Origin of the sequence: Paenibacillus tyrphae (assembly GCF_024158745.1) — a bacterium.
Lineage (GTDB): Bacteria > Bacillota > Bacilli > Paenibacillales > NBRC-103111 > Paenibacillus_G > Paenibacillus_G tyrfis_A.
This window is the reverse complement of record NZ_JAMZAW010000003.1, coordinates 99,976-116,171: the sequence shown is the minus strand read 5'-3', so window position 1 is coordinate 116,171 and position 16,196 is coordinate 99,976. Positions and strand designations below refer to the sequence as shown.

14 protein-coding genes are annotated in these 16,196 nt (G+C 58.2%); 12 read left to right on the top strand and 2 right to left on the bottom strand.

The genetic code is table 11. The features are described 5' to 3' along the window. From thrC to NI000_RS05700, 4 genes are all read left to right on the top strand, one after another. The gene (thrC, locus tag NI000_RS05715) at window positions 1-1,062 is read left to right on the top strand and encodes a threonine synthase (RefSeq protein ID WP_253408591.1); all 1,062 of its coding nucleotides are present in this window, start codon (window positions 1-3) and stop codon (window positions 1,060-1,062) included. A 17-nt stretch (window positions 1,063-1,079) separates the two neighbouring features. Next, entirely contained in the window at window positions 1,080-2,060 is a 981-nt protein-coding gene (gene thrB / locus NI000_RS05710) for a homoserine kinase (protein WP_253408590.1), read from the top strand. Next, complete coding sequence (gene pheA, locus NI000_RS05705) at window positions 2,057-2,941, top strand: prephenate dehydratase (protein ID WP_253408588.1); 885 nt, start codon at window positions 2,057-2,059, stop codon at window positions 2,939-2,941. The genes thrB and pheA overlap by 4 nt, the downstream gene beginning before the upstream one ends. Window positions 2,942-3,310: 369 nt before the next feature. After that, window positions 3,311-6,892 carry a LysM peptidoglycan-binding domain-containing protein gene (locus NI000_RS05700; protein ID WP_253408586.1) on the top strand — a complete coding sequence of 1,194 codons (3,582 nt, stop codon included), beginning with the start codon at window positions 3,311-3,313 and terminating at the stop codon, window positions 6,890-6,892. Between the two features lie 48 nt (window positions 6,893-6,940). Here the strand turns inward: NI000_RS05700 and lepB are convergent, their stop codons facing one another. Further along, the gene (gene lepB / locus NI000_RS05695) at window positions 6,941-7,489 is read right to left on the bottom strand and encodes a signal peptidase I (RefSeq protein ID WP_253408953.1); all 549 of its coding nucleotides are present in this window, start codon (window positions 7,487-7,489) and stop codon (window positions 6,941-6,943) included. Window positions 7,490-7,624: 135 nt separating this feature from the next. On the opposite strand from lepB, the gene NI000_RS05690 reads away from it, so the two are divergent. The 8 genes from NI000_RS05690 (at window position 7,625) to yajC (ending at window position 15,672) form a co-directional block, all read left to right on the top strand. After that, window positions 7,625-8,329 (top strand): BofC C-terminal domain-containing protein, encoded by a 705-nt coding sequence (locus tag NI000_RS05690; RefSeq protein ID WP_253408585.1) that lies wholly within the window; start codon window positions 7,625-7,627, stop codon window positions 8,327-8,329. A gap of 210 nt (window positions 8,330-8,539) precedes the next feature. After that, a complete protein-coding gene (gene ruvC / locus NI000_RS05685; RefSeq protein ID WP_253408583.1) occupies window positions 8,540-9,043 on the top strand; it encodes a crossover junction endodeoxyribonuclease RuvC in 504 nt (167 codons plus the stop codon). Continuing rightward, on the top strand, window positions 9,040-9,681 hold the full coding sequence (gene ruvA, locus NI000_RS05680; RefSeq protein ID WP_253408581.1) for a Holliday junction branch migration protein RuvA: 642 nt from the start codon (window positions 9,040-9,042) through the stop codon (window positions 9,679-9,681). Before ruvC ends, ruvA begins: the two co-directional genes overlap by 4 nt. Before the next feature lie 71 nt (window positions 9,682-9,752). Next, window positions 9,753-10,757 carry a Holliday junction branch migration DNA helicase RuvB gene (gene ruvB, locus NI000_RS05675; RefSeq protein ID WP_010498666.1) on the top strand — a complete coding sequence of 335 codons (1,005 nt, stop codon included), beginning with the start codon at window positions 9,753-9,755 and terminating at the stop codon, window positions 10,755-10,757. A 45-nt stretch (window positions 10,758-10,802) separates the two neighbouring features. Beyond that, window positions 10,803-12,935 carry a SpoIID/LytB domain-containing protein gene (locus NI000_RS05670; protein ID WP_253408579.1) on the top strand — a complete coding sequence of 711 codons (2,133 nt, stop codon included), beginning with the start codon at window positions 10,803-10,805 and terminating at the stop codon, window positions 12,933-12,935. Between the two features lie 82 nt (window positions 12,936-13,017). Further along, window positions 13,018-14,079 (top strand): tRNA preQ1(34) S-adenosylmethionine ribosyltransferase-isomerase QueA, encoded by a 1,062-nt coding sequence (queA, locus tag NI000_RS05665; RefSeq protein ID WP_253408577.1) that lies wholly within the window; start codon window positions 13,018-13,020, stop codon window positions 14,077-14,079. A 33-nt stretch (window positions 14,080-14,112) separates the two neighbouring features. Continuing rightward, window positions 14,113-15,252, top strand: a complete 1,140-nt coding sequence (gene tgt, locus NI000_RS05660) for a tRNA guanosine(34) transglycosylase Tgt (RefSeq protein ID WP_253408951.1) — start codon at window positions 14,113-14,115, stop codon at window positions 15,250-15,252. A gap of 96 nt (window positions 15,253-15,348) precedes the next feature. Next, complete coding sequence (yajC, locus tag NI000_RS05655; RefSeq protein WP_054976243.1) at window positions 15,349-15,672, top strand: preprotein translocase subunit YajC; 324 nt, start codon at window positions 15,349-15,351, stop codon at window positions 15,670-15,672. A 138-nt stretch (window positions 15,673-15,810) separates the two neighbouring features. Here the strand turns inward: yajC and NI000_RS05650 are convergent, their stop codons facing one another. Next, complete coding sequence (locus NI000_RS05650) at window positions 15,811-16,173, bottom strand: TIGR04086 family membrane protein (protein WP_253408575.1); 363 nt, start codon at window positions 16,171-16,173, stop codon at window positions 15,811-15,813. Between the last annotated feature and the right edge of the window lie 23 nt (window positions 16,174-16,196).

Below are 16,196 nucleotides of genomic sequence, written 5' to 3'. Positions count from 1 at the left end.
ATGAGATACATGGGACTGCTGCAGACCTATAAACAATACTTGCCGGTGAACGACAACACGCCGCTGCTCACCCTGCAGGAAGGCAACACGCCGCTCGTCCGCGCGGAAAATTTATCGAACGAGCTCGACCTCGACATTTATTTCAAATATGAGGGCTTGAACCCGACCGGCTCTTTCAAAGACCGCGGAATGGTGATGGCTGTTGCCAAAGCGATGGAAGAGGGCAGCCGCACGATTATGTGCGCCTCCACAGGCAATACGTCGGCGGCGGCAGCCGCTTATGCGGCGCGCGGCGGGCTGAACTGCATCGTGCTTATTCCGAACAACAACATCGCGCTCGGCAAGTTGGCTCAAGCGATTATTTACGGCGCCAAGGTCATCGCCATTGAAGGAAACTTCGACCGTGCGCTTGAGATCGTACGCGAAATTACGGCCAAGCATCCGATCACGCTGGTGAACTCCGTCAATCCGTTCCGGATCGAGGGGCAAAAGACGGCTGCGTTCGAGGTGTGCGACCAACTCGGCAAAGCGCCGGACTATCTCGCGATTCCGGTCGGCAATGCGGGCAACATTACCGCTTATTGGAAAGGCTTCAAGGAGTACTACGAGAACGGCAAATCGAAGTCGCTGCCGAAGATGATCGGCTTCGAAGCCGAGGGCGCGGCGGCTATCGTGCGCGGCGAACCGATCCCGGACCCGGAAACGATCGCAACGGCAATCCGCATCGGCAACCCGGCCACTTGGAAAGGTGCGGAGGCGGCAGCCAAAGATTCCGGCGGTCAAATCAATTTTGTGACGGACGAGCAGATCTTGCATGCCTATAAGACGATTGCCGCGCGCGAAGGGATCTTTGCCGAACCGGCCTCGGCGGCGTCGATCGCAGGCGTCATGAAGCTGAAGAGCGAAGGTTACTTCGAGAAGGGCCAATCCGTCGTCTGCGTGTTGACGGGACACGGTCTTAAAGATCCGAACATCGCCATCAAGAGCGTCAGCGCGGAACCGATGGTCGTGCATGACTCCGAAGAAGCGGTCATGGAAGCGATCCGCAAGCTCGAAGGTTAGGGGCGTCGGGGGTAACTATGGAAAACGGCAGCAGGAGAGTGCGCGTCAAGGTACCGGCCAGCACGGCCAACCTCGGCCCCGGCTTCGATACGCTGGGAATGGCACTGAATTTGTATGCTTGGATTGAGATGGGGCTTGCCGAGACGACGCAGATTGAGCTTTTTGGCGACCAGATGAACGGTGTGCCTGCGGATAAAAGCAATCTCATTTACAAAGTAGCCCAAATGGTGTTCGAACGGGCGGGTGTCCGCCATCCGGAGCTGTACATTGCGATGTACAGCGACATTCCGTTGACGCGCGGCCTCGGCAGCAGCGCTTCGGCCATTGTCGGCGCGCTGGCTGCGGCTAACGCACTGATCGATCGTCCGTTTACCGACGACGATTTGTTTCAAATGGCGACGGAGCTGGAGCAGCACCCCGACAATGTCGGGGCCTCGCTGTTCGGCGGCATCGTCGTCGCTTTCTGGGACGGCAAGCGGGCGGAGCATATCCGCATCGAGCCGCATGAACAACTGGAGGTGCTGGTGGCGATCCCGCACTTCCAGCTGTCGACGGACAAAGCTCGCGGGGTGCTGCCGCGCGAGCAGAGCCTCGAGAACGCCGTCTTCAACGTCGGCCACTCGTCGGTGCTGGTAGCCGCCTTGTGCACCGGGCGGCTCGATATGATCGCGCGCGCGATGAAGGACGCGCTGCATCAGCCGTACCGGGCCCCGCTAGTGCCCGGGCTAGTCAAGATCCTCGCCGAAGCGACGGACCATGGCGCGCTGGGCGTCGCGCTTAGCGGCGCGGGTCCGACGATGCTTGCGCTCGTCGACCGCCGCAGCTCCCGGAAGGCGGAGCTTGAGGCGTTCATGCGGGGAACGTTGAAGGAAGAAGGGATCGAGGCCTCGACGATGTGGCTGAGTCCAGACAGGGCGGGGGTTCAGGCACACCGATTGACCTCTGCGGACGGCGGAAGTACATTATTTGAAATGATAAAGGGAGAGAACCGGGCATGAAGCGAATATCGCTCCTCGGACCTGGAACGTACACCGAAGAATCCGCACATCATTATCTTGGTCGGGACGCTTTTGACTATGTAAATTACAAATTGATTGCGGATGTGTTCGAATCGACGGTAAACGGTGTGACCGATTACAGTGTGATTCCGATCGAAAATACGTTTGAGGGCTCTGTCAGCCTGCATGTGGACTGGCTTGTGCACAATGTGGATCTGCCGATTCAGGCGGAGTGGGTATATCCCATTTCGATCAATCTGCTGCGTTTGCCCGGCGGGCCAGGCGGTTCGGACGAGCTGGAGGTGGCTTGCGGAGCGATCCGCAAAATTTATTCTCACGGGGTGACGCTGGCGCAGTGCCAACAGTTTCTGCGTACGCACTTGCCCGATGTGGAGTTGGAGCCTGTCGGCAGCAACGGCGAAGCGGCGCGCATGGTCAGAGAGCTTGGCGATCCTGCCGCTGCTGCGCTTGCGCCGCTCGGCGCCGGGGCATTGTACGGGCTGGAAACTTTGGCAGCGGGCGTACAGGACCATCAGAACAATTTCACGCGCTTCGTGTTGATCGGTCACGAAAAGCCGCAGCTCAAAGAGACGGCCGACCGGAAAACGACCATCCTGGTCACGCTGCCGGAGGATTTTCCAGGCGCGTTGCATCAAGTGCTCTCGGCGTTTGCCTGGAGGCGCATCAACTTGTCCAAAATCGAGTCGCGCCCGACGAAGAAAAAGCTGGGAAGCTATTATTTTTATATCGATATCGAGGCTTCGATGGATTCCGTGCTGCTTCCTGCGGCCTTGCAAGAAATCGAGGCCATCGGCTGCCAAGTCCGGCTCATGGGCTGCTACCCTACGTTTTCTTACGGAACCGAAACGGCAAAAGTCTAGTCCGTATGGCATAGGTCGCTTACCTAAACGGCGAATACGGCAGCAAAAAGAAATGCGAAAATTCGGCGGGAGCGTCGATGCTTGTGATAAACTGTAAAATTTGGGAGAAACCTGCCTGTGGCAGGTTTCTTTTTTTTGGAGTATTGCCTAGATGCGAGGGGGTTGCGCTCCAACGTGGATAGTGAGAGATGCTGTGGTTTCGTACCATTTTTTTCGATTCGGATGGTCAAATGCCTACTTTGCTGCATAAACTGTAATGTCATTTTGTTCCGGAGCGCCAGCGGGCTTCACGGAGCCGGTTCCGGGCCGGAAATCAAGCGGTTTTCTTAAGTCAATACGACTTCCGCACAACTGAAGGAGGTTTATGCAGTGAAGATTCATATCGTCAAGAAAGGCGAGTCGCTCTACGGACTGTCCCAAAAGTACGGCGTCGAGCTCGACAAGCTGATCGCGGCCAACCCGCAAATCACCGATCCGAACGTCATCGATGTCGGGCAGAAGGTGAAAATTCCTCATGCGCCGAAGCCGGTAGCCCCCCCGCCAACGGATTATTTGTATAAGCATGTCGTGGTTCAGGGGGACTCGCTTTGGAAGCTGGGCAAAGCGTGGGGAGTTCCGCTTGCGGACATGATTGCGGCCAACCCGCAGCTGAAAAATCCGAATGTATTGATGACCGGAGATGTCGTCTACATTCCGAAGGGCTCGAACCCGAACCCCTACCCGCTGGCTACTCCACAAGCTCCGCTGCCTGTTGAAGCGTCTCCAATCTCGGAGCTTCCGCTCGCTCCGAACGTAGGTATGCCTAATGTGGGTTCGCAGCCGGAGATGGAAACGCCGCATATGGGACCGCTCCAGAGCTTGGGCATACCGCACGTCATGCCGCTCTCAAATATCCCGCAGCCGAATGTGACACCATTTTCGAGTCAGCCGAATATCCCGCAGCCGAATGTGACACCATTTTCGACTCAGCCGAATATTCCACAGCCCAAATTGGAGCCGTTTGCGGCACAACCGAATATCCCGCAGCCTAAAGTGGAGCCATTATCGGTGCAGCCGAATATCCCGCAGCTGAACGTGGCGCCGTTTGCGGCCCAGCCGAATATCCCGCAGCTGAACGTGGCGCCGTTTGCGGCCCAGCCGAATATCCCGCAGCCGAACGTGGCGCCGTTTGCGGCACAACCAAATATCCCGCAGCCGAACGTAGCGCCCTATGCGGCCCAGCCGAATATTCCGCAGCCGAACGTAGCGCCGTTCGCGGCCCAACCGAATATTCCGCAGCCGAACGTGGCGCCGTTCGCGGCCCAACCGAATATTCCGCAGCCGAACGTGGCGCCGTTTGCGGCCCAGCCGAACATTCCGCAGCCGAACGTAGCGCCGTTTGCGGCCCAGCCGAACATTCCGCAGCCGAACGTGGCACCGTTTGCGGCCCAGCCGAATATTCCGCAGCCGAACGTGGCGCCGTTTGCGGCCCAGCCGAATATTCCGCAGCCGAACGTAGCGCCGTTTGCGGCCCAGCCGAACATTCCGCAGCCGAACGTGGCGCCGTTTTCGATGAAGCCACAGGGTAAGCAAGATGCCGTATTGCCATCCAATATAGCTCCTATGCCAACTTTGCCCACAATGGAACAACAATCGTTCCAAACACCGCAGCCGTTCCAAGCGGCGCAGAAAGGCAAGCCGGAGCCGATGCCGCAGCCGTTTGCGGCCCAGCCGAATATCCCGCAGCCGAACGTAGCGCCGTTTGCGGCCCAGCCGAATATTCCGCAGCCAAACGTGGCGCCGTTTGCGGCTCAGCCGAATATCCCGCAGCCGAACGTAGCGCCGTTTGCGGCCCAGCCGAATATTCCGCAGCCGAACGTAGCGCCGTTTGCGGCCCAGCCGAATATTCCGCAGCCGAACGTGGCACCGTTTGCGGCCCAGCCGAATATCCCGCAGCCGAACATAGCGCCGTTTGCGGCCCAGCCGAATATCCCGCAGCCGAACGTAGCGCCATTTGCGGCTCAGCCGAATATCCCGCAGCCGAACGTAGCGCCGTTTGCGGCCCAGCCGAATATTCCGCAGCCGAACGTAGCGTCGTTTGCGGCCCAGCCGAATATTCCGCAGCCGAACGTGGCGCCGTTTTCGATGAAGCCACAGGGTAAGCAGGATGCCGTATTGCCATCCAATATAGCTCCTATGCCAACTTTGCCCACAATGGAACAACAATCGTTCCAAACACCGCAGCCGTTCCAGGCGGCGCAGAAAGGCAAGCCGGAGCCGATGGCGCAGCCGTTTGCGGCCCAACCGAATATTCCGCAGCCGTACGGGGCACCGCAGCCGTTCCAGGCGGCGCAGAAAGGCAAGCCGGAGCCGATGGCGCAGCCGTTTACGGCCCAACCGAATATTCCGCAGCCGTACGGGGCACCGCAGCCGTTCCAAGCGGCGCAGAAAGGCAAGCCGGAGCCGATGGCGCAGCCGTTTGCGGCCCAACCGAATATTCCGCAGCCGAACGTGGCACCGCAGCCGTTCCAAGCAGCGCAGAAAGGCAAGCCGGAGCCGATGGCACAGCCGTTTGCGGCCCAACCGAATATTCCGCAGCCGAACGTGGCACCGCAGCCGTTCCAAGCGGCGCAGAAAGGCAAGCCGGAGCCGATGTCGCAGCCGTTTGCGGCCCAACCGAATATTCCGCAGCCGTACGGGGCTCCGCAGCCGTTCCAAGCGGCGCAGAAAGGCAAGCCGGAGCCGATGTCGCAGCCGTTCAGCGCAGCGCAAAAGCCGCAGCCGTATGAGGCACCGCAGCCGTTCCAGGCGGCGCAGAAAGGCAAGCCGGAGCCGATGGCGCAGCCGTTCAGCGCAGCGCAAAAGCCGCAGCCGTACGAGGCACCGCAGCCGTTCCAAGCGGCGCAGAAAGGCAAGCCGGAGCCGATGTCGCAGCCGTTCAGCGCAGCGCAAAAGCCGCAGCCATACGAGGCACCACAGCCGTTCCAGGCGGCGCAAAAGGGCAAGCCGGAGCCGATGTCGCAGCCGTTCAGCGCAGCGCAAAAGCCGCAGCCATACGAGGCACCACAGCCGTTCCAGGCGGCGCAGAAAGGCAAGCCGAGCGAGCCTGCTCTAAATCCGTATCAAGTAGCTCAGCCGCAGCCCGGGTACCAACCGTTTCAGCTTGGATACCAACCGCCGCAGCCTTCCGCGTCTTTATTCCAGCAATACAATGTTCCCGCTGTCGCAGCGATGGCCCAGCAGCCGCCGCAGCCCTACGGTAAAGGCAAGGAACCGGAGCTTCCGCCGATTCCGCAAATGCCCGGCACGGGGACGATGCCTTATTTTACGGCCCCGGCCGCGCCTCCCGCATACCAGTCTTTATCGACCGGTCATCCGCCGGTTATTAAAAGCGGCTGCGGCTGCGGAGGGGGGCTGGCGGATTTGCCGTACGCGCTGCCGCCGGAATCGCCTTCATTTGCGCAAATGCCTGAGCAGGCTTCCTTTGTGCCTCAATGGTCGCAGGCAGCGCCGATTTCGCTCGAGCCGCCTCTGCCGCAGCCGTATATCCCCGGTCCGTTCCAGCCCTATGGCCACCCGATGGACGAATACCCGCTCATGCCGTTTACCGGTCCGGGACCTATATTCTGTGAACCGGCCGTTCCGTTCCACCGATACCCGGGGTTTCCGTCGTATCTGGACTATGTAAGCCCTGCGGTATCTCCGTACGGAACCCCTTATCCTTGGGGGCAGCCGCCGATAGACGATAGGGGGAGAGAAGGCGAGGGGGAATTGGGAGAGAGCGCTCGTTCCGAAAAGGCGGTCATTTCGCAAGCCGATACCCAGTCCGAACCTAAAGCGGCTCGCCCCCCGAAACGGAAAAAGAAGCAGAGCTCGGCGCGTGCCGCGATCAGCAGCTTGATTGAGCGCAATCGCCGGCAGGCGACCCGCTCGGCGAAACCGAGAAGACCCTTGCCTTGGCTGGGGAACTAAATAAAAAACAGCCGGATGCACCGCTCCGGCTGTTTTTTTATGATCGCATCACATCTTGATGCCCAATACGTGGTCCAGCGGAATAAAACCGATTTCCCGGCTGTCTTTGCTGTGATTTCGGTTATCTCCCATAACGAAGATATGGTCTTCGGGGATTGTCCATTTGTGCTCACCGAGCACCTGCATCGGCTCGTTCAAGTACGGTTCCTCCAGCGGCTCCCCGTTACGGTATACTTTGCCGTTTTTGAGCTCCAGGACATCCCCGGGCTTGCCGATGACCCGTTTGACGTACATATTCGGGTCCTCGCTCCCGCGAATGAACTTCAGCAATGGGTGTTCCAGCACATCGTCCTTGAGCGTGCGCTCCCGTTCCACCCTGCTGTCGATAATGACGATCTCTCCGTACTTCGGCGCATAGCGGAACGTATGCGACAGCTTGGATACGTAGATGCGCTGTTCGTTGTGCAGCGTAGGGTCCATCGAATGGCCCAGCACATTAGTCGGTTGAAACACGAAGATGCCGATCACAAGCGTCAGTGCAAAAGCGGCTGCGATGGAACGAACCCACGCCCAAATTTCTTTGATTAGAGGATGCATAAACAACCGCCCTTCCTTTCCGCTGTTCGTATGCAACATAGTATACATGGAAAAAGTATAAACGTCGATCCCCATGGGAAAAATAGTAAAAAGGCTTCAGGTATTTCAAAACACCACGGACAGAAGGGGATCGCCATGATGTTGCTCGGCTTTTGGAATCAGTTAAAGAAGCAATTGAAAAAAAAGCTGCGTCTGAAACGCCGTTGGCTGAATCTGGCTGTCGTTTTGCTTGCAGCCGGCTTGTTCGCTGCGGGTGCGTGGATGCTGCGCGGCTCGCTATACGATAAGGGTAGCCGGCAGGGTCAGGAACAGTCCGTCTTCAGCCGCGCCGTTGAAGCCTATGTGCAGCCGGAGGAAGAAGTGCGTGCGATGGTAAAAAACATGAACGGGCAAAGGGATGCTTTTGTAAAAAAATCGTATGTTTGCGGCGAAGAGCTGCAGCGGATCGGCATCATGAACTCAGCCGACATTTTGGCCTATCACAAAGCTCATCCGTCGATGACCGTTAGTCTCGGGAATGCAAACCGGGTTTATTTCATCGAGAAGGTGGACGACTTGTCCCCGCAGTGCAAAAACAACGCTTATTTCGGACTGGACGCCAAAGGCAATTTGTCGTTGTTCGAAGGGGTGCCGAGTGCGGGAGGACAAAACGTGCTGCGAACGTTTTTTCAACTGAACATCCGGCATCTGGAAAGCAGCTTGCCCCGGGAGACGGTTAAGCAGCTTTATCAGGGGGTTCGGATAAGGGATTTGGCCGATTATAACAGCGTACTCTCGACCCTGAGCGATTATGCGATAGAAGAAACGGAGAAAGCGATGCAAGTGACACCATCCCCTTAGAGGAGAGGCGCTCAATCCCATGGGACCGGTTCAGACAAGCCCTGTCCTATAACGAAATGCGATGAAGTCCGCTGCGCCATTGGAGGCCGGGCGGACTTTTTGCCGTGTTCATGGAAGGGATAATCTGCTATAATGGCAGGTGAATACATATGTTCGCTTCTTGCGGTCCAAGAGCCGCGGTATGGGAAAGCGAATGGGGGAGTGCGCGTCTTGCGGATTTTAGGCATTGACCCGGGGATCGCCATCGTCGGCTTCGGGTTTATCGATAAACAAGGTCATAAGCTGGTTCCCGTTCAATACGGATCGATCCAGACGAAGGCAGGTACGGAAGATGCCCTGCGGCTAAAACAAGTATACGAAGCGACGGTGCAACTTATCGAGAAATATAAGCCCGATGCGGTCGCGATCGAAAAGCTGTTCTTTAACCGAAACGTCACGACGGCGCTGACCGTCGGGCAAGCCCGCGGCGTACTGATGCTGGCGGCGGTCCAGCAAGGGCTGCCGATTGCCGAATATACCCCTTTGCAGGTGAAGCAGGCGATTGTCGGATACGGGAAAGCGGAGAAGAAGCAGGTCCAGGAAATGGTTAAAATGTTTCTGCATTTATCTGCCGTACCGAAGCCCGATGATGTGGCGGATGCGTTGGCAGTAGCCATATGTCACGCCCATTCTTCGGGATTACAACAAAAATTGAACGGAGCTTACAAGCGATGATCGACTTTTTAAGAGGGACGGTGGCGCACCGCGAAACGGAATATGTGGTGCTGGACGTACGCGGCGTCGGCTACCGCGTTTTTTGCGCCAATCCGTATGCGGTAGGAGCCGGTAAGGACGGCGCGGAAGTGACGATGTACATCCACTACCATGTACGGGAAGACGCTCACCTGCTGTTCGGATTTTCGTCCAGAGATGAGCAGTCGTTGTTCCGGCTGCTGCTCGATGTAAACGGCATCGGGCCGAAGGTAGCCATCGGCGTACTGGCTGGAGGCCGCCCCGAAGTGATCGCGGCGGCCATCAGTCAGGAGAATCTTTCGTTCTTGACCAAGCTGCCGGGCATCGGGAAAAAGACGGCGCAGCGCATGGTGCTCGACCTGAAAGATAAGCTGGGCGCATGGACTTCAGCCGAGGCGGACAGTGCCGGTTTTGGCTTGCTGGAAATTGCCGCAGCAGGGCCGACGGCAATCGGTGCTTGGGGCGAGGCGAAGGCGGCGCTGCTTGCGCTGGGCTATACCGAAGCCGAGGCGGATCGGGCGGGGCAAACCGTCAAGCCGAAGCTGAAGGGCGACGAGACGGCCGACGCGGTAACGAAGCTTGCACTGCAGGCGCTGTTCCAGCAGTCGCTGATGAAATAAACCGTGTGGAAGCTTGACGCGGCAGGCGGCGTCCGCCTTGGCGGACAGCCGACAGGAAGGAGAGGCACAACATGGAAGACCGTATCATCTCGGCGCATCTGATGATGGAGGATCAAGGGATGGAGTTCAGCCTGCGTCCGCGGTATTTGGCTGAATATATCGGTCAGGCCCAGGCGAAGGAAAATTTAAAAATATATATCGAAGCGGCTAAAATGCGCAAGGAAGCGCTCGATCACGTGCTGCTGTACGGACCGCCGGGCCTTGGCAAGACGACGCTTTCGAATATTATCGCCAACGAGCTTGGCGTCAATCTGCGGACGACCTCGGGACCGGCGATCGAACGTCCGGGCGATCTGGCGGCCATCTTGACCAATCTGCAGGAAAATGACGTGCTCTTCATCGACGAAATTCACCGGCTTCACCGAACGGTAGAAGAGGTGCTATATCCGGCGATGGAAGATTACGCTCTTGATATCATCATCGGCAAAGGGCCGAGCGCCCGTTCGGTAAGGCTCGACCTGCCGCCGTTTACGCTGGTGGGCGCGACGACGCGCGTTGGGCTGCTTTCGGCGCCGCTTCGCGACCGGTTCGGCGTCGTCAGCCGGCTGGAATATTACACGGTCGACGAGCTGTCTTATATCGTGAGCCGCACCGCCGATCTGCTGCAGGTGCAGATCGTAGGCGAAGCGTCCCGCGAAATCGGGATGCGCTCGCGCGGGACGCCGCGGATCGCGAACCGGCTGCTCAAGCGGGTGCGCGACTTTGCCCAGGTGAAGGGCGACGGCATCATTACACTCGACATTACGCAGGCGGCGCTGTCGAGCATTCAAGTCGATCCGCTGGGACTCGACGAGATCGATCATAAGATGCTGCGGGCCATCATTTTAAGCTTTCAGGGCGGTCCGGTCGGGCTGGATACGATTGCCGCATCGATCGGAGAAGAAAGTCAAACGATTGAAGACGTCTACGAGCCGTATTTGCTGCAAATCGGATTTTTGCAGCGGACGCCCCGGGGACGAATGGTAACGCCGAGCGCGTGCAAACATCTCGGGCTGCCGATGCCAAGCCGCTCTTAAGCGGAAGCGTCGGCGGTTCCGTCAAGAGAGGGGAATCGGCGGTTTATGCATGAAACGAAACGGCCGCTCGACCGGATGGGACAAGCTCCCATGGGGCGGGCGGCGCGTCGCTTAAGATCAGGAATGAAGATGCCGGCCGCGCTGCTGCTTGCGGTAGCCATCGGTTTGGCGGGACCGGCAGGAGGCGTGCTTCCTGCCGCTTACGCCGCGGTATCGGTGCCGAAGCTCGACAATATTCGTGTCGCGTTATTTATCGATACGGGCAAATATGTTAGTCCGGCCGCTGCAGTTACGCTGTCGGCAGACGCCGGTCTGCAGCTCGGCTTGCGTGGGGCAGCCGGGGTGAAACCCGTCCATCAAGCGGCTGCAAAAACGCCGTTTCGCGTTTATGCGGACGGCTACTATGCACAGCTGCCCGAGACGGGCGACGTTACGGCCGCGCGTTCGCAGGCGCAGAAACTCACGGCTGGAGGGACCGCTGCAGGCGTAGTACAGCGCGTGAAGCGCGGCCAGTCGGCGTACCGGGCCTATGTGGGCCCATTCGCTACGAAGGAAGCGGCCGCGTCGGCCGCTGCAGGCCAGTCCGGCGCTACCGTCAGCGGGCCGCTGCGCTGGAGCGCGGGCAGCTTCGCCGGCGAGGCGGAGGCAAATGCGCAAGCGGTAGCGCTGTCGCAGGCAGGCTTCGACGCCGACGTGGCGCTGACCGAAGCCGGCTACGCCGTGTTCGTCGGCGAAGCCGCGGACAACGCGGCGCTGCAGGCGCTGAAGGCGCAGATCGCGGCCGCGCTGCCGACCGTGGCGCTTACGCCGGTGGACGCCGCGCAGACCTACGTGCTGAAGCGCAGCGAGCTTGATATGGGCGGCGAAAGCGCCGGCGGACCGCTAGCGGCCTTCGCCTTCAGCGGCGGAGCAAAGCTGTGGGCCGCGGCGTCGGATGCGCAAGGCGGCGTAACGGTCCGCGAGCGGTTCGATCGCGCCTACCGCGGGGGGATTGAGTTGTCCCGGTTCAACGGCAAGCTGGCCGTCGTCAACGAGCTGCCTTTTGAGCAGTATCTCGTTTCGGTCCTCGGCTCTGAGATGAGTAAAGAATGGCCTTTGGAAGCGCTGAAGGCGCAGTCTGTCGCTGCGCGCACGTTTGCGCTCAAGCAGGGCGTCAAATACCAGATCGCCCATGTCACCGACACGACCACGGATCAAGCGTATAAAGGGGTGGCAGGAGAGTTCGCCGCCGCGCAGCAAGCGGTGCAAGCGACGCAAGGCGAAGTGATCGTAGATAAGAGCGGGTTGATCAATCCGCTGTATTACTCCAATGCAGGGGGAATGACCGCGGCTCCGACGGAAGTATGGGGCAACGAAGTGGCGTATTTGAAGAGCCAGAAATCCCCGGACGAAGGAGCTCAGGCTGGCAAGAAAGTGTGGTACCGGATCGTTCTGCCGAACGGCAATACCGGCTACATTCACTCCGACTACGCAAGGGCGACGGGGCAAAAAAATCCGGCCGGCTTGCCTTATTACGAGTCGACGGCAACCGGCGTGAGCGTCCGGCCGGCCCCCTACGTGGACAATGCGACTAACCCGACGACGTTCAAGGTGGACATCGGGGACCGATTCGTCGTCATCGATCAAGAGGTCGAATCGAACGCTTACTCCTGGGTCCGCGGCCCATACGATGCGGCGAAGTTAAAGGAAAAACTTGGCGCGTCTTATACGGGCGGGGCGTTAAACCGCCTTGAAGTGTCGAAAAGAGGAGCGTCCGGCCGCGCGATGGAAGTAACGGCGAACGGGCAGCCGCTCAAAGCCGCTTATCCGGATTCGCTCCGTACGATGCTCGGCGGCCTGCCCAGTACCCGGTTTGATATTGAAGAAACGGGACGCTATACTATATTGGGAGCAGGGGGGGCGACACGAAGCCAGACCTCGGCCTCTCAACCCGTCGTTGTCGCAGGCAGCGGCGGAAAGGGAAAACAAACCGATGACCAGCTCTTTATGATGAATGCGCAAGGCAAAGTGCGGCTGGCTACGCGGGACCCGCAGTTTATTTTCAAAGGCACCGGCTACGGTCACGGGCTGGGGATGTCTCAATGGGGCGCCAAAGGCTATGCTGAGCTCGGTTACGATTACCAGAAAATTTTGCTGACGTATTACACGGGCGTCTCGATTCAGAAAGCGGCTCCTTGAGGCGCTGCCGACGATGCCGATGGTGCAGAACAACATAAAAAGTTGAACTAAATACGAAACCTAAAGAAGGATGAAACGTATCATGCAAGTGGACTTGTTCGACTACCATTTACCCGAATCGCTCATTGCGCAGACGCCGCTTCCGGACCGGATGGCCTCGCGCCTGCTCTCGCTGGATAAACGAACGGGGGAAATCGGTCACCATCAGTTTGAACAATTGGAACGGTATCTTGAGGCGGGAGATGTGCTTGTGCTTAACGATACGCGGGTCATTCCGGCCAGGCTGTTTGGAGTGAAAGCGGACACGGGTGCCAAAGCCGAAGTGCTGCTGCTGAAACAGCTTGAAGGGGACCGCTGGGAAGCGCTTGTCCGTCCGGCAAAGCGTCTGAAGACCGGGACCGTGCTGCATTTTGGAGGCGGTGCTTCGTCTGAAATGGACGGAGATGCGGAGCCGCCGCTGCTTGTCGCTACCGTCGAATCCGAAGGCGACATGGGCAGCCGGGTGCTGCGCTTCAGCTACGAAGGCATTTTTAACGAGATTCTCGACCGCTTGGGACATATGCCGCTGCCGCCGTATATTAAAGAGCAGCTGCCGGAGCGCGAGCGGTACCAGACGGTGTATGCGAAGCATCAAGGATCGGCTGCGGCGCCTACGGCGGGGCTTCATTTCACGCAGGAATATTTGAATCGGCTGGAACAAAAAGGGATACAATTAGCGTATGTTACGCTGCATGTCGGACTGGGAACGTTTCGTCCCGTTGGGGCCGAGACTGTCGAACAGCATGAGATGCACGAAGAATATTACGAAGTATCCGCAGAAACCGCCCATCTTGTCAATGCCGTCAAGCGAAAAGGCGGACGGGTGGTTGCAGTAGGGACGACTTCGGCCCGGACACTGGAAACGGCAGCGGGTGAAGATGGCATGCTGCAAGCGGGAAGCGGCTGGACGGGAATTTTCATTTATCCCGGTTACCGGTTCCGCATCATCGATGCACTGCTAACCAACTTCCATCTGCCCAAATCGACGCTGCTTATGCTGATCAGCGCGCTCGCAGGGCGGGAGAACGTGCTTGCCGCATACCGCGAAGCCGTCGAGCGGGAGTACCGCTTTTTCAGCTTCGGCGACGCGATGTTCATTCATTAAATAAGGAAAAATTGACCGGAAAAGAAAGAAGTGATTGGATTGGCCGTTACCTATGAGCATATCAAGACCTGCAAGCAATCCGGCGCGAGGCTGGGTCGGGTGCATACGCCTCACGGGGTAATCGAAACACCGGCTTTTATGCCCGTTGGTACCCAGGCTACCGTGAAGACGATGAGCCCCGAAGAACTGAAGCAGATGGATGCGCATATTATTTTGAGCAATACGTATCATTTATTCCTGCGTCCCGGCCATGAGATTGTGAAGAAGGCGGGAGGACTGCACCGCTTCATGAACTGGGATCGTCCGATTTTGACGGATAGCGGGGGCTTTCAAGTGTTCAGCTTGAGCGAGATGCGCAAAATCAGCGAGGAAGGCGTGCAGTTCCGCTCCCATTTAAACGGGGACAAGCTGTTTATTTCGCCCGAGAAATCGATCGAGATTCAAAATGCGCTCGGTTCGGATATCATGATGGCCTTCGACGAATGTCCGCCTTATCCGGCGGAGCACAGCTACGCCAAGCAATCGCTCGAACGGACGACCCGCTGGGCGGAACGGTGTCTGAAAGCCCATGCCCGGCCGAACGACCAAGCGTTATTCGCAATCGTTCAGGGCGGCATGTACGAGGATTTGCGCAAGCAGAGTGCGCTTGAGTTGACTTCCATGGATTTCCCGGGGTATGCTATTGGGGGACTCAGCGTAGGCGAGCCGAAGCCTCTGATGTACGAGGTGCTCGATTACACCGTTCCTTATCTGCCTGCCCATAAGCCGCGTTATCTGATGGGTGTAGGGTCGCCCGACGCTTTGGTGGAAGGGTCGATCCGTGGCATTGACATGTTCGACTGCGTGCTGCCGACGCGTATTGCCCGCAACGGCACCGTCATGACGAGCGAAGGCCGGCTGGTTGTCCGCAATGCGAAGTTTGCCGAAGACTTCGGTCCGCTTGATCCGGAGTGTTCCTGCTATACGTGCCGTCACTATTCGCGGGCTTACATTCGCCATCTGATCAAAGCCGACGAAACGTTCGGCATCCGGCTGACGACATACCATAACCTTCATTTCCTGCTGGAGCTAATGCGCGGGGTGCGTCAAGCGATCCGGGAAGACCGGCTGCTTGACTTCCGTGACGAATTTTTCGCGAAATACGGCATCGACGAGAACAGCAAAGGGTTCTAAAAGCCCGGTGAATCTTGAGCGCAGCCGCTTGGGGTTCACCGGACTTACCAATGGGTATACGTAGAGAAAGTCTGTAGAAAGGGGGGAATCAGACAAATGTGGTTAGCGGCAAATGAAACGGCGGCGGCTCCGGGGATCGAGGGATATCTCGTGACTTACGGCCCGCTCGTCCTGATGTTCGTCGTTCTTTATTTCTTACTTATCCGCCCTCAGCAAAAACGTCAAAAGACTCGCAACATGATGCTGAGCAACTTGAAAAAAGGGGATAAGATCGTTACGATCGGGGGCCTGCACGGCACGATCCTGGAGCTTACGGACGATACGGTCGTCCTGCGGGTGAACGACGTCACGAAGCTGACCTTCGAGCGTTCGGCGATTAATACGGTAACGTCTTCGGGGGCAGCCTCCGAAGGAAAGTAGTTCATCCCTTAACGCTTCGCTGCAACGCAAACAAGCGAGGTCTCGTACCATCCGGATTCCGGCGGGTTCAAGAGATCTCGCTTTTTTGTTTCGGTTCCGTACGGAGGGAGCCGTATTGGTTTGGACCGGCGATCCGGTTCATTTCTTCAAATTGATGCCGATCATCCCGCCTAGCGCCCCGGCCAGCAAAGCTACCACCGCAAGCCCCAGCATCTCCTTGGAAAAACCTGCATCATAAGCCAGAAATCCGATCATCCATACGACCACGGTATACATGGCCCCCAGCAGTCCCCCGTGGTACCAGCCTTTGCTCCCGCTGCGTTTGCCCGATACCGCGCCCCCCACCAACATGGCGACTCCGTGAATAAACAGCGTCGCGCCCAGCCACGATTTCTCCGGAATATTCGTTCCCAGCAATACAAGCGAAGCGAGCAGCGTTCCGGCCAGCATGAACGCCACGGCATACACCAAGCCGGCAAATAAGGGAGAACTTTTCATCATCCCGCTTGACCTCCTGTTCCAAG